Source organism: Vibrio viridaestus, assembly GCF_003856525.1.
GTDB classification, from domain to species: Bacteria; Pseudomonadota; Gammaproteobacteria; order Enterobacterales; family Vibrionaceae; genus Vibrio; species Vibrio viridaestus.
The window spans coordinates 580042-604913 of the sequence record NZ_RJVQ01000003.1 but is presented as its reverse complement, the minus strand read 5'-3'; the positions used below and the strand labels follow the sequence as shown (position 1 = coordinate 604913).

Below are 24872 nucleotides of genomic sequence, written 5' to 3'. Positions count from 1 at the left end.
GCTAAAAGTTAAGGTATGGAAAAGGAATGGACTAGCAGATTAAGCAGTAACGTTGGCTAACTGTTCTTTAGCACTTGCAATGCCTTTTGCGGCAAAATCTTCACCCATGTTTAGTGCTTCAGCGTATACGAATTCAACATCGGTAATACCAATAAAGCCTAAGAATGTAGTTAGAAATGGTGCAACGATATCTTCAGATTGACCTTTATGAATACCACCACGAGTTGTAATAACGATCGCTTTTTTACCTTTGATCAGGCCTTCAACACCTGATTCAGTGTACTTGAACGTTACACCAGCACGAGCAACTAGATCGATCCAGTTTTTAAGCTGAGTTGGTACTGTAAAGTTGTACATCGGTGCAGCGATAACAAGAGTATCTGCATCTTTGATTTCGTTAATAAGTTTGTCAGAAAGATCAACATAAGCCTGCTGCTCTGCAGATAGGTCTTCTGTCGCACGCAAAGCTGTTGCAATTTCGAAAGTAAGAACAGGAAGCTGTTCTGCTACAAGATCGCGAACAGTGACGTCAGCATCAAGCGATGACACGAACTCGTCAACAAGTTTAGAAGATTGCGAGTATTCACCAAGGATACTAGATTTAAGAGCTAAAACACGAGACATGTTAATGATTCCTTCGTTGTCTGAGTAATTTCATTAGAGCGTATTTTATCGGGAATCTATCTGAAGAGTAAGCAGAGTAAATTGCAGAAGATATTCGAAAATTTCGAACGTACTACTGTCAATAATGGCTGAAAGGCATAAATGACTTGGTTGTATCACGACCCAGTGATTATGGTACAATCCGCGGCAATTATGTTACTGAGTTATTTATAGGAATGGTTTTGACTTCTTCTTCCTCCAGTCAGTCTAATACTCCAGAATCTAAAACGAATTCGAAAGAGCAATTGTTAAATGCAATTAGTCAATGTGCGATTCGAGATCGTCGACGTATAGAAAAGCGCGTTTACGGCGCAATGAAAATTCGTAAAGCGGAAGCGAGAGACGCTGTTTTCGATGAAATAGCATTGGATATTGCTCAATCTATGGCGCTTGTTGAATCCAGAACCAATAGCCAGCTCAAGATAGAATATCCGGAAATATTACCCGTTAGTCAGAAGAAAGATGATATTGCTGAAGCGATAGCAAATCATCAGGTTGTGATTGTCGCTGGTGAAACCGGATCCGGTAAAACGACGCAATTACCTAAAATCTGTCTTGAACTGGGTCTTGGACGGTTTGGCCTTATTGGTCATACGCAGCCAAGACGTTTAGCTGCCCGCTCGGTAGCTGCGCGTATTGCCGAAGAAACCGAGTCTCAAATGGGTTCCGCTGTTGGTTATAAAGTGCGTTTTACCGATCAGGTTTCGGATCAAACTCAGATCAAACTGATGACGGATGGTATTCTGCTTGCTGAAATACAGCACGATCGATTTCTGACTCAGTACGATACGATTATTATCGATGAGGCTCATGAAAGGAGCCTGAATATCGATTTTATCATGGGTTATTTGAAGCAATTATTGCCTAAGAGACCCGATTTAAAAGTGATTATTACGTCAGCGACAATCGATCCTGAACGTTTTTCGAAGCATTTTGGTAACGCGCCGATTATTGAAGTATCAGGAAGAACGTATCCAGTGGATACACGCTATCGTCCATTAGTTCAGGATGATGACTCAGATAGGGACGAGCTACAGGGTATCATTGATGCAGTGGATGAACTGTGTGATGAAGGACTCGGCGACATTCTTATCTTCCTCAACGGTGAACGTGAGATCAGAGACACAGCCGATGCACTGACCAAGCACAAACTGCGTGATACTGAAATCGTGCCTCTATACGCACGTCTGTCGGCTGGGGAACAGAATAGAATTTTTCAGCCTCATGCTGGGCGTCGAATTGTACTTTCTACTAACGTAGCGGAGACATCGCTAACAGTACCTGGGATTAAATACGTTATAGATCCAGGTACGGCAAGAATCAGTCGTTACAGTTACCGAACCAAGGTACAACGTTTACCTATTGAACCCATTTCGCAGGCAAGTGCTAACCAAAGAAAAGGCCGTTGTGGTCGTGTTGAAGCCGGTATTTGTATTCGTCTGTATTCAGAAGATGACTTCCTTTCTCGTCCGGAATTTACCGATCCCGAAATTCTTCGTACCAACTTAGCTTCTGTTATTCTCCAAATGACTGCGCTTGGGTTAGGGGATATTCAGGCATTTCCATTCGTTGAAGCACCCGATAAACGTAACATTCAAGATGGTGTTCGTTTGTTGGAAGAATTAGGTGCGATAAACGATAAAGTCGACAATCCGAAAAAACGGCTGACAGAGATGGGGAAACAGTTGTCACGTCTGCCTATCGACCCTCGTTTATCACGTATGGTGTTAGAAGCGCCTAAATATGGCTGTTTAAAAGAGGTCATGGTCATTGCCTCTGCGCTATCTATCCAAGATCCAAGAGAAAGACCATCAGAGAAACAACAGTCGGCCGATGATAAGCACCGTCGTTTTTACCATGAAGATTCAGACTTTTTAACCTTTGTGAACTTATGGGATTATATTAAAAAACAACAAAAAGAGCTGACAGGGAACCAGTTCCGTAAGCAGTGTAAACAGGAATATCTCAATTATCTGCGCGTAAGAGAATGGCAAGACATCTATTTACAGCTGCATCAATCAATGCGTGAGCTTGGGTTTAAATTGAATGATGAACCGGGTAGTTATCATGGAGTTCATGTCTCGATACTTAGCGGGTTATTGTCTCATGTTGGTATGAAAGACCCAGAAAAAAGTGAATATCAGGGGGCGAGAAATGCGCGCTTCAGTATATTCCCCGCTTCTGGGCAATTTAAAAAACAACCAAAATGGATGATGGCGGCAGAGCTAGTTGAAACATCTAAGCTTTGGGCGCGCGAAGTCGCAAAAATTCAGCCAGAATGGATTGAGCCATTAGCAGGGCATCTGATAAAACGCAGTTATAGTGAACCGCATTGGTCGAAAAAGCGCGCTGCTGTAATGGCGTATGAAAAAGTGACGTTGTTTGGTGTCCCCATCGTTGCTAAACGTCTGGTTAATTACGGAACGATAGATCCAACTTTAAGTCGAGAGATATTCATTCGCAGTGCATTAGTTGAAGGTGAGTGGGAAACAAAACACGCTTTCTTCAAGAAAAATCGCCAACTGCTCAGAGAAGTTGAAGAGCTGGAAAATAAAAGTCGTCGCAGAGATATCTTGGTGGATGACGAAGAACTATTCCAGTTTTATGATCAACGTGTTGGAACAGATGTTGTTTCTGGACGTCATTTCGATACGTGGTGGAAAATAGAAAGCCGTACTCAGCCTGAACTACTCGACTTTGAAAAAGATCAGTTAGTTAAAGGTGATGCGAGCCATATCACCGAATTAGATTATCCCAATTTTTGGCACCAAAATGGGGTCAAATTGAAGCTGAGTTATCAATTTGAACCTGGAGATAACAGTGACGGTGTCACGGTCCATATCCCATTACCCGTTCTCAATCAGATTGAGCCTGATGGGTTCGATTGGCAGATCCCAGGCTTGAGACATGAACTGATTGTGAGTTTGATTAAGTGCTTACCAAAGACTTTACGCAAGAACTTTGTTCCGGCACCTAATTATGCTGAGGCATTTTTGGCGCGAGTAACACCGTTAGAAACACCGCTACTTGATGCGTTAGAAAAAGAGTTGCGTCGTATGACGGGGGTGGAAATTCTGCGAGACGACTGGAATTTACAGCAGGTGCCCGACCATCTAAAAATTACATTTAGAGCGGTTGACCATCGCAATAGAAAGCTTAAAGAAAATCAGGATCTCTACGAGCTAAAAGACAGTCTAAAGGAAAAAGTCAAAGAGACGTTATCTCAAGTGGCTGATGATGATATCGAGCAAAAAGATCTTCATACCTGGAGCTTCGGTGAACTACCTAAAGTTTATCAGCAGAAAAAGGGAGGCTTCGATGTAAAAGCCTACCCGGCACTAGTTGATACTAAAGATAGTGTTGCCATTCAGCTGTTCGAAACGGAAGAAGAACAGGCTACTGTAATGAGACAGGGTCAACGACGCCTTATTTTGCTGAATGTCCCTTCGCCGATAAAATATCTGCATGAGAAGTTGCCGAACAAATCAAAACTGGGTTTGTACTTCAATCAGTATGGCAAAGTGCTGGATCTGATTGACGACTGCATCGCTTGTGGTGTGGATAAATTGGTTAAACAGCATGGAGGTTCGGTCTGGACTCCAGATCAGTTCGAAGCACTAAAAGAATATGTAAGAACAGAGTTGGGGGACACCGTTGTCGATATTGCTAAACAAGTAGAAGAGATACTAACTACAGCATTCAATATCAGCAAGAAGCTTAAAGGTAAGATTGATCTGACGATGGCTTTTGCGTTATCTGATATCAAAGCTCAGCTTGAAGGTCTTATCTTCAAGGGTTTTGCTACCGAATGTGGTTGGGAAAAGCTACCTGACATTCATCGATATTTGAAGGCAATAGAACGACGGTTGGAAAAACTTCCTATCGATCCAAATAAAGACCGTTTGCATATGTTGAAGATTGAATCTGTTACCAATCGCTACAAAGAGCTGTTGAATAAGATTCCGAAAGGCGTATCCATACCTGACTCAGTCAAAGAAATTCGTTGGATGATAGAGGAACTAAGAGTGAGTTACTTCGCCCAGCAACTTGGTACACCTTATCCGGTTTCCGATAAAAGAATAATTAACACAATAGAGTCTGTTTAGGCACAGTCTTTGCTCTGAGTTACTTACATACTGGAAATTGCTTCCAAGTGGCAAAACATTGCCGATAGTCCTAAGTTTGTACTATCGGCCGTAATGTAAGTAGAAAGGATAATACGATGAAAAAGACACTAGCGGGTTTTGCTCTGGCACTCGTTGCCACATCGGCAAATGCAGACTCTTTATTATACGGTGGTGCTTCCGCTGGTGAGTCAACTTACAAAGGTGATCATGGTACAGCGTACTCAGTCCATTTAGGGACGGGGATTTTGCCATTCATCGGTATTGAAGGCGGTATCACGAAATTTAATAGTATTGATACAGCCCCTGGGCAGGAAACGGAAGCGAGTACAGCGTATTTAGCTTTAAAGCCTAGTTTAGATTTTGGTCCTCTCCATATTTATGCTAAGGGTGGTTTGCATAAATGGGACGAAAAAGTTAACGGGCAAAAGATCGATGATGGTGTGGATCTAATGTATGGTGTTGGAGCTGAATACTTCTTGAGCGGACCACTTTCTATTGGCTTTAGTTATCAAAGATATGTGATGGATAGCGATGACATGGGCACATTTATGTTCAATGCATCGTTCCACTTTATGTAGAATAACCACCATATTCTATATGAGACGAGTGCTAGTCCACTCGTCTTTTTATTTTGTTAATAGCCATTTCGCTGTTAATTCATCCGTAACCAGACCATTAATCCATTTGCCATTTAATGCAGCAAGAATAGGGGGCCGTTTACTCTCTCCTCCGGCGATAGCAATTCGCTGACTACTGTTACGCCGTATATCGAAACTTGTTACCAGCTCGTTGAAACTGCATTCTATCGGTCGACCTTCTATATCAATGAAACGTCCGAGAATTTCGCCAATACATCCTAGATGCTCTAATTCTTTACTCTGGGCTTCAGATATAAAACCATCGATTGTAATTGGGCTATCTTTGCCAATCTCTCCTAAACCGATAAAGGTAATGTCACATTGGCTTGCGACATCTGCATGATGTAAATACAGCCTATTATGACACCATATATCCATGTCGCGTTTGTCGAGAGCATATCGTGGTGCTGCAAGCTGATAGTAGTTAGCTTTAATTCTGCTGGCTAACATCAGAGATACGTCATCATAGTAATTACACTGTCCATCCAAACCAATTGCGCTAATTAATGAAACGCAACGCTTTAGATTGAAATCTCTTGGTTCAAGATGATTGACGCAACGCTTGAGCGTATTACCAGATCCAATACCAATTGTATGAATTGAGTTCTGTTCGATGTGTTGGCTAATAGTCTGTGCACCGCCATAAGCAATACACTCAAGTACGCTTTGTCCTTGAGCGACGGGAACAACATTGCATGTGTGCAATTGGTATTTTTCTTTTAGTAACTCAGCATAGTCAAGACAAGTCGCAATAGGGTGCTGAATACTGATTGACACAGCACCTTCATCTTTAGCCGCTGCAATCAGCCGCTGAACAACCGGCCGTGATACACCAAGGACCGATGCTATTTCATTTTGATTTTTGCCATTGACATAGTAGAGCCAAGCAGCCCGCATCATTAACTCAGACTTTGTGTAATTTTCACTCATATTCTTTCTCACCCAAATGCGTTTTTATCCTTGGATTTTCTGATATAGCGTTCTATTACCTAAGCTTAAATTAATTGTATTCTTTTGACCAATAAAATATCATTTGCTCCTTTGTGATCAATTACTCTTTAATTGGTCATTTGTTCATTTAAAATGGCAATCAAATAAAACCAATAACGAGAGGCAAGAAATGAACAACGAATACACATGGTTACACATCGGTCTAGGCTCCTTTCACCGTGCTCATCAGGCATGGTATATGAATCAGCTCATTAAAAACGGTGATAACTCATGGGCGATAGCGGCCGGTAATATTAGAAATGACTCTGAGAGAGTGGCAAATGCCCTAAAAGAACAGGCTGGTCGTTACATTCTAGAAACCGTCAGTCCGAAAGGTGAATGCGCTTATGAAGAAATAAACTCCATCCAGAAAATATTATCGTGGGAGCCTGACTTAACCCCACTTATTGAAGAAGGAGCCCAGGAAAAAACTAAGGTTATAGCCTTTACAGTGACTGAAGGTGGGTACTATCTCGATACTTCCCATCAGCTTGATAAGAGTAATTCTTCTATTATGAAGGATCTTTCCGGAGGCAATGAAACTATCTATGCCGCGATCACTAAGATTTTAGCGAAAAGAATAGAGTTAAATACCGGACCTGTAACACTTTTGTGCTGTGATAATGTTCGTCATAACGGAGAACGATTCCATGGCGGACTCATTGAGTTTTTAACTGCGCTTGGGCGGGATGATATATTGCAATGGATGGATAACAATGTTTCTTGTCCGAATACAATGGTCGATAGAATTACGCCTAGACCAGCAGAGACACTACCTGAAAGAATTAGAGAAAAAACAGGTACTGTTGATAAAGCACCTGTGATGGGAGAAAGTTTTATTCAGTGGGTGATCGAAGATCACTTTATCGCAGGTCGTCCTAATTTTGAATCGATAGGTGTTGAGTTAGTTGAGTCGGTAGTGCCTTATGAAGAAGCCAAAATCCGCATCCTAAACTCATCTCATAGTTGTATTGCATGGGCCGGTACACTACTGGGTCAGTCTTATATCCATGAGAGTACATTAACTGAAAGTGTGTATAAGCTTGCATACGATTACGTGACACAAGATGTCATTCCCTGCTTGGGCGATAACGGGATTGACTTGGAAAACTACAGAGATGTGGTGTTAGAACGTTTTACTAACCCTCACATCCAAGATACTAATCAGCGTGTTGCCGCAGATGGGTTCTCAAAAATACCCGCAATGATTACGCCAACGCTGGTCGAATGTTATGAGAGAGGTGCTATTCCAAAAGCAACAGCAATGTTACCTGCACTTTTCTTCGTCTATATGGAGCAGTGGCACGATGGGCAACTCCCTTATGAATATCAAGATGGTATTTTAGATGCAGATGCTGTTCACCAAATGTATCAGTCTGATGATCCAATTCATCAGTATGCAACCGATCATGCGTTATTCAGTCATTTGGCAGATAAACCTGAATTTGAATCGTTACTTCGTGACAGTATTCAGACTGTTTATCGTTTAATACAGTAGCGCGTCACTTAAATTGTTTAAAGCAATTTATTAAAAGATAGAGCACAGTGACGCTGTGCTCTAATTATGTGTAGAAGAAGAGATTATTTTGAAAAGTTTTAAAGCCGTAATTTTTGATATGGATGGTGTTTTGATTGACTCTGAGCCTCTATGGCAACAGGCACAAATCGAAACAATGGCGAAGTTGGGTATTACCATTACCGTTGAGCAATGTATCGCGAAAACCATGGGAAAACGCATTGATGCAATAGCATCAATTTGGTGTCGTGAATTCTCAATCAATGCTGATGTAAAGCAGCTGGAAAATGCGATTTTAGACCGTATTTGTCAGCTGATTCAATCACAAGGGGATATGCTTCCTGGAGTAACGGAAATATTGCAGTTTTTGTTGCAAAACCAGCTTAAAATTGGACTGGCAACTTCTTCCAGCATTCGTGTGGTCGATGCGGTTCTAAGTAAATTACAAATAAAATCGTATTTCAGTGTAATAAGAAGTGCTGATTTGGAACCTTACGGAAAGCCTCACCCTTCAGTATATTTATCGACAGCTCAACAACTTGGCGTATCGCCAGCAGATTGCCTAGTAATAGAAGACAGTCTAACTGGATTGATTGCGGCTAAAGCAGCGAGTATGACGACATACATAGTTAATCATAATTGCTGTGCTGATAAGTTCAGTTTTTCAGATAATCAATTTGATGATTTGCATCAGGTCTTAGCATTTCTCACCCAAAGTTAATCGATTCCCACAATCAATGTATCATGCCACTTTCATTATGAAATTAATTTAGTTTAATTTGAAAAGTGGCGATCACTGCATGAAATATTCATTTCACTTTAAGTCTAATATTAGTGATTAAAATCTCAAAATGAGCCTTATTTTGGTTTGTGGCACATATTTTAGAACGCTTATTTTAAAAAAATGATACAAATATTCTAATTTTTAGTAAGAATTGAATAAAAATGTGACCAATATCCATTGTTACAATCGCATAATGAGGTAAGTTGTTGTCCGAGGATATTTCGAAGGAGAGAGTGAACCCCGCTGAGCTTGATGGAAATAACTCAAACGGTAAACAAAAAGAAATATCTAATTACAATGTCTCAAAGATTAAGGTGAATTAAGAATGTCAGATAACACACCTAAGAAGCTAAAATACTACGCTGCAGGATGGAAAGAGTCTAAAACTTCCGAGTACATGGATTGTCACAACCCTTCAAATGGCGAAGTTATTGCCCTTGCTCCTAAATGTACAATTGAAGAAGTAGAAGAAGCTATCTCTACAGCGAAAACAGCATTTGAAAGTTGGAAAGAAACTCCACCTAACAAACGTGTTCAAGTTCTATTTAAAATGAAAACTCTTCTAGACGAGCATCTAGATGAATTAACTGCACTTGTTGCTTTAGAAAATGGTAAATGTTGGAACGAAGCTAAAGGCGACGTTTTAAAAGTAACAGAAGTTGTTGAGTTTGCATGTGGTATCCCACACTTAATGAAAGGCACTTCTTTGATGAACGTTAGCCGTGGCTACGACACAGTTCAGTTCAAAGAACCTATGGGTGTTTTCGCTGGTATCGCACCATGGAATTTCCCTGCAATGATCCCAATGGGCTGGATGGCTCCAATGGCAATCGCAACTGGTAACACTCTAGTTATCAAAGCAGCAAGTTTTGTACCTCAAACTTCAATGCGTATTCTGGAACTATGGGAAGAAGCTGGCCTACCTGCTGGTGTTCTAAACTTAGTAACATGTTCTCGTCACGAATCAGAACTACTTCTAAGACACCCAGATATCAAAGGTGTTTCTTTCGTTGGTTCTACTGGCGTTGGTCTACACATTTACTCAACTGCAGCTGCAAATGGTAAACGTGTACAAGCATTGACTGAAGCGAAAAACCACGCGCTAGTACTAAAAGACGCACACTTACCTCGTACTGTTGCTGGTATCATGAACTCTTCATTCGGTTGTGCTGGTGAACGTTGTATGGCGCTTCCAGTAATCGTGGCTGAAGAAGAAATCGCAGACGATTTAGTAGAACTACTTGTTTCTAAAATGAAAGAACTTAAAGTTGGTCCTGCTACAAGTAAAGACAGCCAATTAGGCCCTGTCATCAACGCGGGTCACAAAGAGTTTGTTACCAACTGGATCGAAAAAGGTATCTCAGAAGGCGCGAAACTTGTTGTTGACGGTCGTCAGGTCACTGTTGAAGGCTACGAAAACGGCTTCTACGTAGGTCCAACTCTGTTTGACCATGTAACTCCTGAAATGGAAATCGGTCAGAAAGAAGTATTTGGTCCAGTTCTATGTATCAAACGTGTTAAGAGCTTCGAAGAAGGTATCGCTCAGATGAACGCAAACGAATTTGCGAACGGTAGCGTTATCTATACTCAATCAGGCTACTATGCTCGTCAGTTTGCTAAACAAACAGACGGTGGTATGGTTGGTGTTAACGTTGGTATCCCAGTTCCTGTTGGTATCTTCGGCTTTACTGGTCACAAACATTCATTCTTCGGTGATTTACACGCGATGGGTGAAGATGGTGTTCGCTTCTTTACAGAACTTAAAACTGTTACTACAACGTGGTTCGATGAAGAAGAAGGTAAAAAACACACTACTAACACTTGGGATGGTACAATCTAATCAATTAGATTTTACATTCTCTTTGATGTTGAAAAGCCTAGCAAATGCTAGGCTTTTATTTTTGGTAATAGAAGACTACATCAAGTCGTTCATCAATGTCTCGTATTCTTCATTTACCTGCGCGACTATTTCAACAAGTTCAGTTGCATCATTGGTGTGGAGAGCGATTTCCCAAGCAACTAAGTTTTTATTGGGATGTTTCAACCCGACCAATTTTGTCTTAGAACCTGAATCTTTAAACGCTAAGCGGTCAAGATCGCAACTGTAACATTCTTTGGATTCAACAATTTCAACCTCAATCACGCCAGTAGGACAAACTTCGACATGCGCATGTGGGTGGTCGGGGGTTTGTAGTGTGTATTCCCGATGTACAGTAATCATTATCCTTTCCTCCTAGTGGCTTCTGCAGATGCCCAAATAAAGTGTAGTCCAAAACATGCGACACACCCACACAACCACTACAAGAGACAAGAAAATCCTACTTTTAGCTTAAGCTCGGTAAATTGTATTCTTAACCTTACTATTCAAATGATTATGAAAGGTAGCGCTGTTGTAAATGAGCTTTGAAGAAGCTCGGATTTAAGTCCTGACCTGTTGCTTGTTTGACTAAATCTTTTGTTTTCAGAAGGCTACCATGCGCCCAGATATTTTTATGTAGCCATTCAAAAATTGGAGTTAGATCTCGGTTTTTAAGCAATGAATTGACGTCTAGAGACTGACTAATCTTTGACATAAACTGAGCGGCATACATTGCGCCTAATGAATAGGAAGGAAAGTAGCCGAACGATCCATCTGTCCAATGAATGTCCTGCATGCAACCGTTTTTAAAATTGTCTTTTGTTGATAATCCTAAATAGGCTTGCATTTTATGATCCCAAAGTTCTGGAACATCTTGATAATCGATAGTGCCGTTGATCAAATCCCGTTCTATTTCATAGCGCAAGATAACGTGGGCAGGATAGGTGACTTCATCTGCATCAACTCGGATGAAACCTTTATTGACGCGAGTATAAAGGTTTACAAAATTGTCTGTTGCAAAAACAGGATCGTTATCCGCACCAAAGTGTTGCTTTGCCATATCAGCGAGGCTTTCAATGAATAGGGGATTTCGACCGATTTGCATTTCGAAAAAAAGAGACTGGGACTCATGGATTCCCATAGAACGGGCATTTCCCGCTGGTGTACCTGCCAAGGATTTAGGCAGACCTTGCTCATATCTCGCATGGCCTGTTTCATGAACGATACCCATCAAAGACTGAACAAATTCATCGGGATTATAGCGAGTAGTAATGCGAACGTCGGATGGAACACCGCCGCAAAACGGGTGAATACTCTCATCCAACCGGCCGTGGTTAAAATCAAATCCCAATGTTTTCATGACATCTAAGCCTAATGCTTTTTGCTTTTCTGTAGCGTATAGCCCATTGGGAAGAGAGACGTCTTCCGAAGACTGCTTTTCAATGACTTCTTCAATAAGGCTAGGTAGCCAACTTTTCACATCATTAAAAATGGAGTCAAGATTCGCTGATGATTGACCAGGTTCATACAACTGCATCATCGCATCGTAAGGAGTCAGCCCCGTTGCCTCAGCTCGTATTTGTGCTTCCTCACGCGAGAGTTTCACAACCTCTGCCCAGTTTTTTGCAAAGCCATTCCAGTCATTAGATTGTCGTTGAGTGCGCCATGCATGCTCACATTTTGCGCCTGCCAGTGATTTAGCTTCGACAAGTGATTCGGGAAGGATATTAGCATTTTGCCACTGCTGGCGAATCTCACGAATCTCCGCTTTTTGTATCTCTGATAAAGCAAGCGATTCGGATTCATTAATCCATTCGCCAATTTCAGGTTGAGTCAAAAGGCTATGGATATGCACATGCAGCTCTGCCATCGCTTCTGAACGAGCCTGAGCACCTCCGGATGGCATGACAGCCGCCTGATCCCAGCCACAAATGGCAGAGAGATGTTCAAACCGAGATACTTTCTTTGAGTGTGCGATTAACTTATCGTATGCGTTCATCCTAAATCCCTTGTAAGTAATTCATTGTTTTTATTCTTAAGTTTAGTCTAACAATTGGTTTCATGAACACAACAAGCAATTTCTTACTTAGCCAAGCAGGTTATTGCTTGGTTTTGGGCAAGAATTTGCTCAGTTGATTAGAGTGTTTTTATAACTAATTGATTTTTATATACGGTTAAAACTGGCATTGACCTTGCTCTATCTATACCAACGAAAAAGCAGCGTTACTCACGCTAACAATATAAAAATACCAAATTAATATAAGGATTTTGCAATGCCAACTCCATGTTATATCTCTATCGAAGGCGAAACTCAGGGTCTTATCACTTCAGGTGCTTGTACTTCAGATTCTATCGGTGACTCATATGTAGAAGGTCATGAAGATGAAATGATGGTTCAACAATTTGATCACGTTGTAACTGTACCAACTGACCCACAATCTGGTCAGCCTGCTGGTCAACGTGTTCACAAACCATTCAAATTTACTGTGAACCTTAACAAAGCAGTACCACTACTTTACAACGCACTTTCTTCTGGTGAGAAAATGTCTTCTGTAACGCTAAAATGGTACCGCACTTCTATCGAAGGCAAACAAGAAAACTTCTTCACTACTACGTTAGAAAACGCAACTATCGTTGATATCCAGTGTGAAATGCCACACTGTCAAGATCCTAAAGATGCAGACTTCACACAGAACCTAACTGTGTCAATGTCTTACCGTAAAATCACTTGGGATCACGTTAACTCTGGTACTTCAGGTGCAGATGACTGGCGTAAGCCAATCGAAGCGTAATTTAACGCCTCGATTTTCAAGTCACCCGCTCATGGCGGGTGACTTTCGAAACCTTAAGCGCGATGCATTTAAACAGTGTATGGCGCTTAGGGTTTTCGTCGTATCAGTAAACCTATAAAAATAAGAAAGGATATCCATGGCAACGTTAGGCTTTCAGGTCACGATAGATGGCTTAGATGATGACACGCTTGTCGTCAGAGAATATCAGGGGCACGAGTCTATTTCTGACTCTATAGACTGGCTAGGTCGTCCTTGTTTTGGTTACCGTTATCAAATTGAACTCGCGAGTCGGCTCAGTGATTTGTCTGCTGAAACCATTGTCGATAGTAAAGTTTTACTGCAAGTTGTCCATAACGGTGTTGTAGTACAAAATGTGCATGGCATCGTACGTAGTTTTGGCAAAGGCGATACTGGTCATCATCATACGTTTTATTCGATTACCGTAGTGCCTTCTCTTGAGAGGTTATCATTACGTCACAATAGCCGAATATTTCAAAATCAGACTGTTCCAGAGATTCTTTCTATCCTACTGCAGGAAATGAATATTTCTGATTACACCTATGCGCTGAAGAAGGACTACGCAAAAAGAGAATTTTGTGTTCAGTATCGCGAATCAGATTTAGCATTCTTCCACCGTTTAGCTGCAGAAGAAGGACTGGTATACAGTTTTGTTCACGAAGAACAGAAGCACACACTTTATTTAACCGATGACAGTGAAAGCTTGCCTTCGATAAGTGATGCGGTTCCTTATAATGTACTTTCGGGCGGAACAACCGATGTACCTTATGTGTCGCAGATGGACGTTCGTCGTCAATCCAATCCAAGCAGTACCGTACTTCAGGACTACAGTTTTAAAAAGCCGTCGTATCGTTACGCTCAATCTAGCCAGGGTACGGATATGGATTATCAAAAGCAGACTTACGAGCATTTTGATTCTCCAGGACGATTTAAAGATAATGCGACCGGTAAAAAAATCAATGAAGTCCGCTTAAACTATCTTCGTCGTGAATCGCATACGGCAACGGGTAAAAGTAATCATCCTTACCTTCAGTCTGGGGTTGTGTTTACGCTTTCCGAGCATCTTGATGATGCAATGAATCGTGACTGGTTACTTGTATCGGTAAAACATCAGGGAACTCAACCACAAGCGCTAGAAGAAGAGGCCGGCAGTGGGGCAACAACGTATGCCAACCAGTTTGTTGCAATTCCATCTGATATTACATGGCAGGCAAAGCCCCAGCCAAGGCCGCAAGTCGATGGTCCTATGACAGCGTTCGTTGTTGGACCGAAAGGCGAAGAAATCTACTGTGATGAATACGGAAGAGTAAAACTCCAGTTCCATTGGGATCGTTACAGCAACGGTGATGACCAAAGTTCTTGCTGGGTAAGGGTTTCACAGGGTTGGGCTGGCGCTCAATACGGTATGATGGCTATTCCTCGTATCGGTAATGAAGTGATCGTTTCGTTCTTAAATGGTGATCCAGACCAACCCATCGTTACTGGGCGAACTTACCATACTAAGAATACACCGCCGTATGCTCTACCTGATCATAAAACCAAAACAGTGATACGTACCGAAAGTCATCAGGGTGAAGGATATAACGAGCTGAGCTTTGAAGACCAATCTGGTAGTGAAAAAATAAATGTTCACGCACAAAAAGATCTCGAATCACTCACTGAAAACGATCTGACAACTCACGTCAAACACGATAGCCATCTCACGGTTGAGAATGACCGATATTCAAACGTAAAAGTTAACGATCACCTGACGGTTAATGCAGAAGCGCGCCATAAGATCGCAGGCACGCAAAGCCTGACTATTAACGGTGAACTTCATATCAAGGCCGGTAAAGTTTGGGTCAACGATGCGGGTACTGAAATACACATCAAAGCGGGTCAAAAAGTCACCATCGAAGCCGGGTCAGAAATTTCTGTCGTCGGTGGCGGTAGCTTTTGTAAAGTCGATCCATCTGGTGTGTCTTTGGGCGGAATGATGGTCAATCTGAATTCCGGTGGCAGCCCAGGAAGTGGTAGTGGCGTGAGTGTTAAGTCGCCGACGTTGCCAAATGGAATTAACGGGAAACCAGATAACCCACTGGCTATAGAAACAACAGCTCAGCAAGCAACGATGAAATCAAAAGCGGCATTCTGCGAAGAGTGTGAAAAATGTAAGGATGGCGCATGCGCGATTTAAATTCAGACTTAAACTGGTATGTCATCTTGAATTCAACCAGTGATTGCAATCCTCAAAACGAATTTTATCAGCGCAACGGCACTCGTGTTCATCAAATTTGGAAAGGCACCCCATATGCTGAGTGGAATGATTTAATGCCACTGATCGCTCAGGTTGATAGGGAGCATGAGTTCTTATCTTGGGCATTAGAATCACAAGATGATTGGGGAATGTTGGTCGGCTCAAAACACGATCTTGAAGATGTACTTGCTCACTTTCGAAGTTTAACTCAGGTTTGGGTACCATCTGATACCCATGCCTTCTTCCGTTTTTACGATCCAGATTTCGGTATCCGAATTGCTCGTTATTGTAATGATTCCCAGCGTGCGGAACTCATGGGGCCAACGTGTGAATGGGTAAGTAAAGGGCAACGAGTCATTAATTTATTTCCAGCCGATACAGTGCAAGAGAAAGAATTTCCTTGGTGGAATGTTCCAAAGGAAGTGATGGATCGCTACACATTAGAAGATAAAACGACCTTTATTACTAATTGTATTAAGTGGCTTAAAGAAAATCACGCTGACCTTTATTTCTATTTTCCGCAAAGAACCATTGAAGCCAAAGTTGAACATTTAGTTCGACGTTATACCAAGACAAAAAATATGACGATTAACGAATATATTTTTCAGGCGTTGTCTCTCGAGGTGTATCGATGAGCAATCCTTTTGCAAATACTGATATCGAGTTGATGTATAAAAACATTAAAGCGGACTTTGATCAATCCATTACTCAGTACAAGAAAGAGTGTGAAAACTTTTGGTATGGCTGGGCATTAGAAATGGAGCAGAAAGTTGTAGTGAATGGTAGTGAGAAATCTGCAGATGCGGATGACTCGACAATCCAAGCAGAGCTAATTACTTGTCCGTATGACGGAAAGTTAAAAATCGTTCACTGTTTTGAAGCAGAAGTTTATGTGCCTATTCCAAATACGCCATTCAAGATCCAACCAGTAAAGAAGAGAAACTCCACCAGTTCTGGATATAGCTATTATATGGGCTATAACGCCTACTCTAATGTTTCCTATGTTAATGACGGAGATCCGATTGAGGGAACTATTGGAAAAGATGGAATGGCAGACGTTCAGCTCGATGCAGATAGGTATCGTGGAAAGTTATTAAGAATAACGTTTTATCCAGAAGTTACCAAAAGCGACATAGACACTTTACTTCAATCATATGATGAAACGTTAACTGATCTGGGTGGTTGGCTAGATGAAAAATGGTCTACTCAAAAAACCGAATGGCAGAAATTTGTTAAAGAAGATTTTGATCTGACAGATGTGCTGGAAGATTTCTATGATGGACTTATCCAAACGATAATTGCGACATGGGATGATATTTCTCATTTATTCAAATTATTAAGCCATCCTGAAAAATTAGCCAAGCAGCTCGCTAAATATATCAATAATCCCGAGTTAGTCGCTGAAAAGTTAAAGAGTGCAAAAGAGGAAGCGGCCAAGATGCTCACACTTCTAAAAGACGAAGCTCGGTTATTTGTCTTAGTGAAAGCGGTCTACTGCCGAATCCGAATGCTTACTCCGGCTCAAATAGTTACCACAATTGCTAATAATCTGTCTGCCATTTTGGTTGAAGTTGTGATTTCTTTTGTCATTCCTGGCGGCGCGGCATTAAAAGCAGCGAATGCAATTCAGGATGTTGCCTCGGCAACTGCAGCTATCGAGGCATAAAAGATAATGAAAGTTTTTAAAATAATCGATGAATTAGAAGAACTGTTTAAATTAGTAACGAGAAGTTCGGATAAGGCCTTTTCATCACTAGAAAAAGCAACACGTCATCATGAAGGTGGACTGAGCACTATACGCAAGAAGACGCAAGATATCGAAGGTAAACATGTTGAGGATGCAAGTGGTTTCGCGGCTGATGCCAAACAATCAACGGAAGTAGTCACGGATTCAACGAGAACGACGCATAACGAATCTAGCCGAAATAATAATGGTGAGACTGTCGATGATACCCAAAATACAGTAAAAGAAGGCTGTCCGGTATCGATGGTCACAGGGGAAGAATTGTTAACGATAGAAGATGTTTCTCTTCCCGGTTCAATCCCTTTTACATTTAAACGCGAATACCGCACGACAGCCTGTGAGATCAACGTCGGTCTTGGGTACGGCTGGAGCCATACACTGGCGCATCATCTTGAGTTTAAGGATGGCAGTGTTTTTTGGCATGATGATGAGAATAAGGTTACCACTTTACCTGAACCAACGGAGCAGTCCCCCGAAATCTATAATGACCTAGCAAGTTCCGCTATTTTCCTTGGCACTGAAGAGGGGGAGTTTATTCTTGCCTCTGCAGGGAAACCTTTTCTGCACTTTAAACGAGATGGTGATATCGGTCGCTTATCCGGCTTCAGTGATAACTATTCTAACCGCCTCAATGTTGAATACGATGAAAATAATCGTGTTAATGCGGTTATTAACCCTCTTGGAATAGCACTGTGGTTTAGTTATCACAATGACTTAATTTCTCAAATTGAACTAAAAACCGCAAAACAGACAGAACAAGGTAGAGTTTGGATATCTGAGCACGTTCTGCATCATTATCTGTATAACGATTCTGAGCAGTTAATTGCAGATCGTAACGGTTTAGATGAAGGTGAAGATTACCAATACGATGAGCAGAATATTATTTCACTACGTCGTATGGCGGGTGGTGTCGAGTTCGGTTGGAAATGGGATGGTGAAGGTAAATCTGTTCGCTGTACTGAACACTGGAGTAACACTGGTTATCAGTCAACTTTTATCTGGGATGATGAAAAACGCAGCGTCAATGTGGTGTATTCCGACCAGAGTGTGGCCAGTTATACCCACGATGAGAATGCCAAACTAGTTAAAACGTCTGACCCTGACGGTGCGGAAACGGTTAATACGTACGATGACAATGGCAATCTGCTAAGTACCGTGGACGCGTTGGGGAATGAAATCAAACACGTCTACAACAAAGACGGCCAGCGTAAAGCAACAATTCAACCCGACGGTACTGTCATCCGTTTCAGCTATATCGATGGTAAATTATTCCGGGTGATGGTTGGAGATGCTAAATGGCGTTATCTATATAATCGTCAGGGCGATATGGTTCAGAAAATGGACCCGCTGCGTAATACCACGGATTATCGTTATGATAAACAAGGGAATCTAACCGAAATTATCTATGCTGATGGCAGCAAGCATCAGTTGAACTGGAACAAGCTCGGCATGCTCATCGGTGAAAATTATCCTGATGGCAGCGAAACATTATACCGTTACGACATTCTGGGACGCATGATTTATGAGCGTTCATCTATTGGTGGTGTTACTCAGTATTCGTGGGATGCAGCAGACCGCTTAGTTAAAATTGATAAGCCAGACGGAAAGTCCAAGCGTTTTGAATACAACGCGTATGGCAAAGTCACTCAGGTTGTTGATGAACACGGTAATAAGACCGAATACGAATATCAGAAGAACAGCCACCTAGTCAGTCGGGTAGTGAATCCGGATGGGACAAGCCTTCGCTATCAATACGATAATGCCAAACGTTTTGTCAGCCAGATAACCAATGAACGTGGTGAACGTCATAGTATTGATTATTACACCAATGGTCTGGTTGAACGTGAGACAACGTTTGATGGCCGCCAGTTTGTTTATGAATATGACTTACTGGGTAAAGTCACGAAGAAAACGGAAATCGGCACAGAAGGCACTGAACTGGTTACGGAATTTAAACGTGACCCGATGGGGCGTTTGGTGTCGAAAACATTGGCTGATGGTCGGGAAATTGAGTATCGCTATGACCAATATGGTCAGCTTGCTGAAATGGATGATGGAGTGACTCCGTTAGCATGGCGTTATGATCTGATGGGCCATGTGACTGAAGAGCATCAGGGCTGGGCATCGCACTATTTCTCGTATGATGAATTAGGTCAGGTAACAGACTGGCAGTTGCCGGATGCGAAGTTAATCTCGTATCAGCGTGGTAAAGGTGGCGTATTAAGTAAAATCAACCTCAATAATGAGCTGTTGACTCAACACGTTTATCAAAACGGATTAGAGAAACAGCGTCAACAGGGTAATGTAGTCAGCACGTTCTCGCATGATGAGCAGGGGCGTTTAGTTTCCCAGAAACAACAAATTGGTCAGAAGACTCAGCGTAAACGTCAGTATCAATACGATTCTTTAGGTAACTTGTCGCAAATTCATGATACCCGCGATGGGGATTTTCATTTTGATTACGACCCGTTGTCACGTCTTACTGCGGTTCGTGGCAATATTGAAGAGCGGTTTGTTCATGATGAAACTGGGAATTTGCTTACTCAGACTCTGGGCAATCAAATTAATGAAAATCGCAGCCGAGCTGCAGGTAATCAGCTCAGTTTTCATGGTGATACCCATTATGAATACGATGAGTTTGGGCGTTTAACAGAAGAGCGTCGTGGTAAAAATCAGTCATTAGTAACCAAGTATGACTATGACTGTCAGCACCGCTTGATCAAAGCTTCAATGCCGGATGGCAGTACAGCAAACTACACCTACGATGCCTTTGGCCGCCGAATTAAGAAAGTGGTGACCAATAAACTGGGTGAAACCAGCACAACAGAATTTGTCTGGCAGGGCGATAACTTAGTTGCTGAGCTTAAAGATAGTAAAGAGTACCAAACCTATCTTTATGAGCCGGGTACGTTTAAACCACTGGCACTAATCAAAGGTGAAGGTAAGGAAGCGGAAGTTTTCCATTACCACCTAGACCAGATTGGCACACCAATTGATATTACCGATACAAATGGCTCCAGTGTTTGGTCGGTTCAATACCGAGCGTACGGCAATGTAGTCAGAAAACATGTAGAAACAATTGCAAACCCGCTGCGTTTCCAGGGGCAATATTGTGATACCGAAACAGGTTTACATTACAACCGACATCGTTATTATTCTCCGGACACAGGTCGTTTCACAACTGTCGATCCAATCGGCCTTGCCGGTGGTTTAAATAACTACCAGTATGTGCCGAACCCGACCGGATGGGTAGATCCGCTGGGGCTGGCTAGTGTCCCTGGGGATTGTCCGGTAGGGAAAAGTTCGCAGTCAAACAGTGTTAATTTTAATCAAAATATAAAGAAACATTTAACAACAGTTGATGGTTTTTCTCAGCAAAAAGGCGTTATTGGTGGACATAATTTGGATGCGTTTAACGAGATAGCAAGTGAAAAAAATCTAAAAATTATTAGTAATGATCAACATCCGACTATGGAAGGGATCAGTCAAGTTGAATACCAGATTCCTTCTTTTGATAGAGAAGGAAATATGACTGGATATAAGAATAAAGTTTTTACCAAAACACTTTATGATCCTAATGTTATTTCTGATGATAAGATTTATGATTTAGGCGTAAAAGCTGCCGAGTCTGGATATAGTCAGGCCGTATCACAGGGTTTATCTGCGTATAGTGCTATAGCTGATGGAATTAAAATCAGGGTTTATATAAGAAATAGTCAAGTTGATAATTTTCATCCGGAGTTTTAATTTATGAATGAAAGATTATTTGAAGATATAGATTGTAAAAATGACCCATTATGGATAGCTAAAGAATTCTTTAATTCAATAAATGGCCCACTGTTTATTCGCTCTATTACATATTTGGTTAATGGAATAGGCTATGGAGATGAATACTTCTCCTGTGATTTTCCTGATGAACTTGATGAAGATGAAGAATATTTTGATGGTGTAAAGTTTAGGTATCATGACGATGAGTTAGTTATGTCTAAAAATAACTTCAGAGAATATATAGTTAAAGCATGCGAAAAATTTAAGGACCTAAATCCAGATAGGGTGCGTGAAATAGATAAAATTCTTTCTGACTTATAGAAATAAGCAGGGCGAGCGAGCGCCTATATCAATCAAAATTTGAGTTATTAATTGAGCCTTATTACAGCTCATTTTTGCGATTAACTCATGTAGAGTTGTTGTTTCAAATGAGTTTTGTTTCGGGTATATGTATAAAAAGGTACTTATCAGCGCTTTGGTGGCGGCTGTTTTCAGCGGTGGGGTGAACGCAGCTCAGGACTTATCTATGGACGCGCAGTCGAAAGTGGCGATGTTGAGTTAGTGCTTGATGATTTGAAAGGTCCTAATGGATTAACCTTTTCTCCAGATGGAAAAGCCATTTATATCTTAGAGACATTAGCCCAGCCTAATACTATCTGGCGTTACGATGTCACAAAATATGGCAAGTTAAGTAATAAGTCAAAATTCTTTGTGGCGGATAAAAATGGTGGCTTAGACGGATTTAAATTTGATGTTGATGGAAACCTTTGGGCTGGCTATGGCACCAACGGTGCTGTCGGTGAAGATCCGAGCAAGTTTGATGGTGTGATCGTTATTAACCCGCAGGGAAACGTTATTGGTCATATTCATACACCTGAACGTTGTGCGAACTTAACGTTTGGCGGCAAACATAACAATCGTCTATTTATGACTTGTAGCCATTCTCTTTACGCGTTGTATGTAAATACGCAGGGTGCTAAATAACTCGTCACTATTTATACACTTTCCTACTCAAATTGGGTAGGAAAGTGAATTTCGTTATCAGAAAGGCGTTTCCACTGTTACAATTCAGTTTTTGTAAATTCCGACCAACTCAGAACAGGGTACTCCTTTGACAACAAACACTGATTTTAGCCAACTCAAACTTAATCCTTCTCTACTTGAAACACTCACTGAGCTTGGTTTTCAGTCCATGACGCCCGTTCAATCGATTGCGTTGCCTCACGTTCTAAACGGAAAAGATATATTAGCTCAGGCCAAAACCGGATCGGGTAAAACGGCCGCGTTTGGTTTGGGTATTTTGGATCGCTTAAATGTAAAACGATTTCGAGTGCAATCTCTTGTTCTCTGTCCGACTCGTGAACTGGCTGATCAGGTAGCGAGTGAATTGCGTCGTTTTGCACGCGGTATTCATAACATTAAGATACTGACACTGTGTGGTGGTGTAGCGATAGGCCCTCAGATTGGTTCGCTCGAACATGGCGCTCACATTATCGTTGGAACGCCGGGGCGAGTTTTAGATCATTTAAACAAAGGGCGACTTAATTTAGACAATCTTACCCAGTTTGTTTTGGATGAAGCCGACAGAATGTTAGAAATGGGCTTTGCGGATGCCTTAGAAGAAATTAACCGCTTCATGCCAGAAAAGCGCCAAACGCTATTGTTCAGTGCAACTTTTCCTGACCAAGTCGAGGACATGGCTTTAGGGATGCTGAATGAGCCTGTTACGGTAAAAATTGAAGATGAAGGCGAAAAGGTCAATATCCAACAGCAATTTTATTCTGTAACGGATATGGATAGTCGACGTGAAGCCACAAAATTACTGTTATTAAAAGAGCAGCCAGAAAGTGCGGTCGTATTTTGCAATACAAAACGTGAAACTCAGGAAGTGGCTGATTATCTGGAAACGATTGGTTTTAATGTCAAATCGCTACACGGCGATCTAGATCAGCGAGAACGCGACCAGGCACTTGCACTGTTTGCGCTGAAATGCGTCACGATACTGGTTGCAACTGACGTAGCGGCACGAGGCTTAGATATTGATAACCTCGATTTGGTGATTAACTATCAAATGGCTCATGATACCGACACACATACACACCGTATTGGTCGCACTGGTCGTGCGGGTGAAAAGGGCCTAGCGTTTAGCTTGGTTGGACCGAAAGATGAATTAAAACTTTCACTTTTGGAAGATAGATTTGGCCGTCAATCGCTAAAAGCGCTACCAAACGCCGCTGATTTAGACCACTACGCTTCTCAGGCATCGATGAGCTGTATTCGTATCGAAGGCGGTAAAAAGCAAAAGCTACGTCCTGGAGATATATTGGGCGCACTTACCGCTGGGAAAGAAATTAGTGGCGCTAATGTTGGGAAAATTCAGGTCCATGACATTTGGGCTTATGTTGCTGTGGAAAGAAAGTTAGTGAAACTGGCTTTGTCAAAGCTGAATAACGGTAAGATGAAAGGTAAGTCATTTCGTGCCAGAATTATGTCGTAACACTTTGTGAATATGATAAAAAGCGGTATGGTTATTAAGTACACAGTCTTTGAAAAGAGGTATGAATGAAACTGATATTTTCTCTTATTGCGATGGCGATAGTACTGAGCGGTTGTTCTAACACATGGGATGGTGCTAAAAAAGACTCAAAGCACATTTGGAGTGAAACAAAACAAACGACAAGTGATGCTGTTGAGGGAACCAAAGAAGCCATTCATAAAGCAACAGAGTAGCTATTATTGTTAGCTTGTAAGTGTAACGCCTGTGTTTGTAAGCACAGGCGTTTTTATTTTAGGCGTTTGCTAGGGCTCGTTGGATTCGAGGCTTAACAATGAATATCATCATCATGGCGATGGCGTAGCCCAATGGCATCGCTTTAATCAATGTTAATGCCCATACCCATACAAACTCTTGTATTCCTTGCGTATTAACCGTAGTAGCAGTGTTAATGATGCTTAGTACGGATTCTAAACAGAGTGCAACGAAAAAACATTGAATGAGTTTTTGATAAAGTGGCTTTATATTTGATAATTTCGTTTCAACCAACATCGAGATTTTCATAATCAGCAATCCAGCCAAAGGCAGCATGATAATCAACGAGAATGCCAGCGATATTAACCATTGGTTCATAAACTGAGAGGTGAAACCATGGTTAATAAATGTCATAAATAATGTGATGCTCGCAACAATAAAAATAGGAGCAGGTAGCGTGATAGCGATTTTCTTGAGTTTCATTTGGAATCTTTATTGATTAGTTGATATAGTCAACTATATGTAAATTAGTAGACGATATCAACCATATGAAGAGTAAGCCTATTGAGCGTCAATTAGCTCAGCTCACACAAGTGATTAGAGAGAAAATTACACTGTCACTTATTCAAAAGAATAGCCGCGTTTCATTTTTTGAAAGCTTGGTATTGCTGCAGATTAGTGAAATAGAAGCCTGTACAGCACATGATGTTTGTGTCGCGTTACATAAAGATAAAGCACAGATAACCCGTTTGGTGAATGGGTTAGTGCAATTAAATTTAATTGAACGGATACAAAATCCGCGGGATAAGCGTCAACAAGTATTAAGTTTAACGTCTTTAGGTAAAGAAGAACTCAATTTAATCATGAATGTTCGGCAAAACTTATCGCGTAAAATGACCTGTGGAATTGATGAAGATGTCTTGCAGTTAGTAAGTCACCAACTGGAAATAATGAAAAATAATCTAGGGGATAAAGACAGCCGATGATGT

General features: G+C 41.4%; 20 protein-coding genes. 15 read left to right on the top strand and 5 right to left on the bottom strand.

The window, feature by feature from the left end:
• Window positions 1-39: 39 nt before the first annotated feature.
• A complete protein-coding gene (locus EES38_RS10310) occupies window positions 40-624 on the bottom strand; it encodes an FMN-dependent NADH-azoreductase (protein ID WP_124937097.1) in 585 nt (194 codons plus the stop codon).
• 221 nt (window positions 625-845) lie between these two features.
• Between EES38_RS10310 and hrpA the strand changes: the two genes are divergently transcribed.
• Window positions 846-4769: an ATP-dependent RNA helicase HrpA gene (gene hrpA / locus EES38_RS10305; RefSeq protein WP_279432212.1), complete on the top strand. Its 3924-nt coding sequence runs from the start codon at window positions 846-848 to the stop codon at window positions 4767-4769.
• Between the two features lie 116 nt (window positions 4770-4885).
• Window positions 4886-5368, top strand: a complete 483-nt coding sequence (locus EES38_RS10300) for an outer membrane beta-barrel protein (RefSeq protein ID WP_124937096.1) — start codon at window positions 4886-4888, stop codon at window positions 5366-5368.
• Between the two features lie 48 nt (window positions 5369-5416).
• On the opposite strand, the gene EES38_RS10295 is transcribed toward EES38_RS10300, so the two are convergent.
• The gene (locus tag EES38_RS10295) at window positions 5417-6358 is read right to left on the bottom strand and encodes a sugar-binding transcriptional regulator (RefSeq protein WP_124937095.1); all 942 of its coding nucleotides are present in this window, start codon (window positions 6356-6358) and stop codon (window positions 5417-5419) included.
• Between the two features lie 190 nt (window positions 6359-6548).
• Here EES38_RS10295 and dalD point away from each other — a divergent pair, with 190 nt between their 5' ends.
• The 3 genes from dalD to EES38_RS10280 all read left to right on the top strand — a co-directional run bounded on the left by dalD (window position 6549) and on the right by EES38_RS10280 (window position 10558).
• Window positions 6549-7916 (top strand): D-arabinitol 4-dehydrogenase, encoded by a 1368-nt coding sequence (dalD, locus tag EES38_RS10290; protein ID WP_124937094.1) that lies wholly within the window; start codon window positions 6549-6551, stop codon window positions 7914-7916.
• 88 nt (window positions 7917-8004) lie between these two features.
• A complete protein-coding gene (gene hxpB / locus EES38_RS10285; protein WP_243694176.1) occupies window positions 8005-8655 on the top strand; it encodes a hexitol phosphatase HxpB in 651 nt (216 codons plus the stop codon).
• A 388-nt stretch (window positions 8656-9043) separates the two neighbouring features.
• Window positions 9044-10558 carry a CoA-acylating methylmalonate-semialdehyde dehydrogenase gene (locus EES38_RS10280; protein ID WP_124937093.1) on the top strand — a complete coding sequence of 505 codons (1515 nt, stop codon included), beginning with the start codon at window positions 9044-9046 and terminating at the stop codon, window positions 10556-10558.
• 75 nt (window positions 10559-10633) lie between these two features.
• On the opposite strand, the gene EES38_RS10275 is transcribed toward EES38_RS10280, so the two are convergent.
• Window positions 10634-10939: a hypothetical protein gene (locus EES38_RS10275; protein WP_124937092.1), complete on the bottom strand. Its 306-nt coding sequence runs from the start codon at window positions 10937-10939 to the stop codon at window positions 10634-10636.
• 151 nt (window positions 10940-11090) lie between these two features.
• Window positions 11091-12575, bottom strand: coding sequence for a carboxypeptidase M32 (locus tag EES38_RS10270; protein ID WP_124937091.1), 1485 nt, complete (start codon window positions 12573-12575; stop codon window positions 11091-11093).
• 274 nt (window positions 12576-12849) lie between these two features.
• Between EES38_RS10270 and EES38_RS10265 the strand changes: the two genes are divergently transcribed.
• The 9 genes from EES38_RS10265 to EES38_RS10225 all read left to right on the top strand — a co-directional run bounded on the left by EES38_RS10265 (window position 12850) and on the right by EES38_RS10225 (window position 23864).
• Complete coding sequence (locus EES38_RS10265) at window positions 12850-13368, top strand: Hcp family type VI secretion system effector (RefSeq protein WP_124937090.1); 519 nt, start codon at window positions 12850-12852, stop codon at window positions 13366-13368.
• A gap of 136 nt (window positions 13369-13504) precedes the next feature.
• The gene (locus tag EES38_RS10260; RefSeq protein WP_124937089.1) at window positions 13505-15562 is read left to right on the top strand and encodes a type VI secretion system Vgr family protein; all 2058 of its coding nucleotides are present in this window, start codon (window positions 13505-13507) and stop codon (window positions 15560-15562) included.
• Window positions 15550-16257 carry a DUF4123 domain-containing protein gene (locus EES38_RS10255; protein ID WP_124937088.1) on the top strand — a complete coding sequence of 236 codons (708 nt, stop codon included), beginning with the start codon at window positions 15550-15552 and terminating at the stop codon, window positions 16255-16257. Before EES38_RS10260 ends, EES38_RS10255 begins: the two co-directional genes overlap by 13 nt.
• Window positions 16254-17288 carry a Rhs family protein gene (locus EES38_RS10250; protein ID WP_124937087.1) on the top strand — a complete coding sequence of 345 codons (1035 nt, stop codon included), beginning with the start codon at window positions 16254-16256 and terminating at the stop codon, window positions 17286-17288. The genes EES38_RS10255 and EES38_RS10250 overlap by 4 nt, the downstream gene beginning before the upstream one ends.
• 6 nt (window positions 17289-17294) lie before the next feature.
• Window positions 17295-21113: an RHS repeat-associated core domain-containing protein gene (locus EES38_RS10245; protein WP_124937086.1), complete on the top strand. Its 3819-nt coding sequence runs from the start codon at window positions 17295-17297 to the stop codon at window positions 21111-21113.
• Between the two features lie 3 nt (window positions 21114-21116).
• Window positions 21117-21455, top strand: coding sequence for a ribonuclease toxin immunity protein CdiI (gene cdiI, locus EES38_RS10240; RefSeq protein WP_124937085.1), 339 nt, complete (start codon window positions 21117-21119; stop codon window positions 21453-21455).
• Between the two features lie 201 nt (window positions 21456-21656).
• Complete coding sequence (locus tag EES38_RS10235; RefSeq protein WP_124937084.1) at window positions 21657-22118, top strand: SMP-30/gluconolactonase/LRE family protein; 462 nt, start codon at window positions 21657-21659, stop codon at window positions 22116-22118.
• Between the two features lie 127 nt (window positions 22119-22245).
• On the top strand, window positions 22246-23631 hold the full coding sequence (gene dbpA / locus EES38_RS10230) for an ATP-dependent RNA helicase DbpA (protein ID WP_124937083.1): 1386 nt from the start codon (window positions 22246-22248) through the stop codon (window positions 23629-23631).
• 65 nt (window positions 23632-23696) lie between these two features.
• Entirely contained in the window at window positions 23697-23864 is a 168-nt protein-coding gene (locus EES38_RS10225) for an entericidin EcnAB (protein ID WP_124937082.1), read from the top strand.
• 58 nt (window positions 23865-23922) lie between these two features.
• Here EES38_RS10225 and EES38_RS10220 read toward each other — a convergent pair whose 3' ends face one another.
• Window positions 23923-24366 (bottom strand): DUF2798 domain-containing protein, encoded by a 444-nt coding sequence (locus tag EES38_RS10220; RefSeq protein WP_124937081.1) that lies wholly within the window; start codon window positions 24364-24366, stop codon window positions 23923-23925.
• A 65-nt stretch (window positions 24367-24431) separates the two neighbouring features.
• Between EES38_RS10220 and EES38_RS10215 the strand changes: the two genes are divergently transcribed.
• Complete coding sequence (locus tag EES38_RS10215) at window positions 24432-24869, top strand: MarR family winged helix-turn-helix transcriptional regulator (RefSeq protein ID WP_124937080.1); 438 nt, start codon at window positions 24432-24434, stop codon at window positions 24867-24869.
• Window positions 24870-24872: the final 3 nt, after the last annotated feature.

Bases quoted from the DNA above. Each gene is read 5' to 3' on its own strand.
- EES38_RS10245 (WP_124937086.1), top strand. From the start codon at position 17,295: ATGAAAGTTTTTAAAATAATCGATGAATTAGAAGAACTGTTTAAATTA.
- cdiI (WP_124937085.1), top strand. From the start codon at position 21,117: ATGAATGAAAGATTATTTGAAGATATAGATTGTAAAAATGACCCATTA.
- EES38_RS10300 (WP_124937096.1), top strand. From the start codon at position 4,886: ATGAAAAAGACACTAGCGGGTTTTGCTCTGGCACTCGTTGCCACATCG.
- EES38_RS10225 (WP_124937082.1), top strand. From the start codon at position 23,697: ATGAAACTGATATTTTCTCTTATTGCGATGGCGATAGTACTGAGCGGT.
- EES38_RS10270 (WP_124937091.1), bottom strand. From the start codon at position 12,575: ATGAACGCATACGATAAGTTAATCGCACACTCAAAGAAAGTATCTCGG.
- dalD (WP_124937094.1), top strand. From the start codon at position 6,549: ATGAACAACGAATACACATGGTTACACATCGGTCTAGGCTCCTTTCAC.
- EES38_RS10265 (WP_124937090.1), top strand. From the start codon at position 12,850: ATGCCAACTCCATGTTATATCTCTATCGAAGGCGAAACTCAGGGTCTT.
- EES38_RS10295 (WP_124937095.1), bottom strand. From the start codon at position 6,358: ATGAGTGAAAATTACACAAAGTCTGAGTTAATGATGCGGGCTGCTTGG.
- EES38_RS10310 (WP_124937097.1), bottom strand. From the start codon at position 624: ATGTCTCGTGTTTTAGCTCTTAAATCTAGTATCCTTGGTGAATACTCG.
- EES38_RS10215 (WP_124937080.1), top strand. From the start codon at position 24,432: ATGAAGAGTAAGCCTATTGAGCGTCAATTAGCTCAGCTCACACAAGTG.
- EES38_RS10255 (WP_124937088.1), top strand. From the start codon at position 15,550: ATGCGCGATTTAAATTCAGACTTAAACTGGTATGTCATCTTGAATTCA.
- EES38_RS10260 (WP_124937089.1), top strand. From the start codon at position 13,505: ATGGCAACGTTAGGCTTTCAGGTCACGATAGATGGCTTAGATGATGAC.
- EES38_RS10280 (WP_124937093.1), top strand. From the start codon at position 9,044: ATGTCAGATAACACACCTAAGAAGCTAAAATACTACGCTGCAGGATGG.
- EES38_RS10250 (WP_124937087.1), top strand. From the start codon at position 16,254: ATGAGCAATCCTTTTGCAAATACTGATATCGAGTTGATGTATAAAAAC.
- EES38_RS10275 (WP_124937092.1), bottom strand. From the start codon at position 10,939: ATGATTACTGTACATCGGGAATACACACTACAAACCCCCGACCACCCA.
- EES38_RS10220 (WP_124937081.1), bottom strand. From the start codon at position 24,366: ATGAAACTCAAGAAAATCGCTATCACGCTACCTGCTCCTATTTTTATT.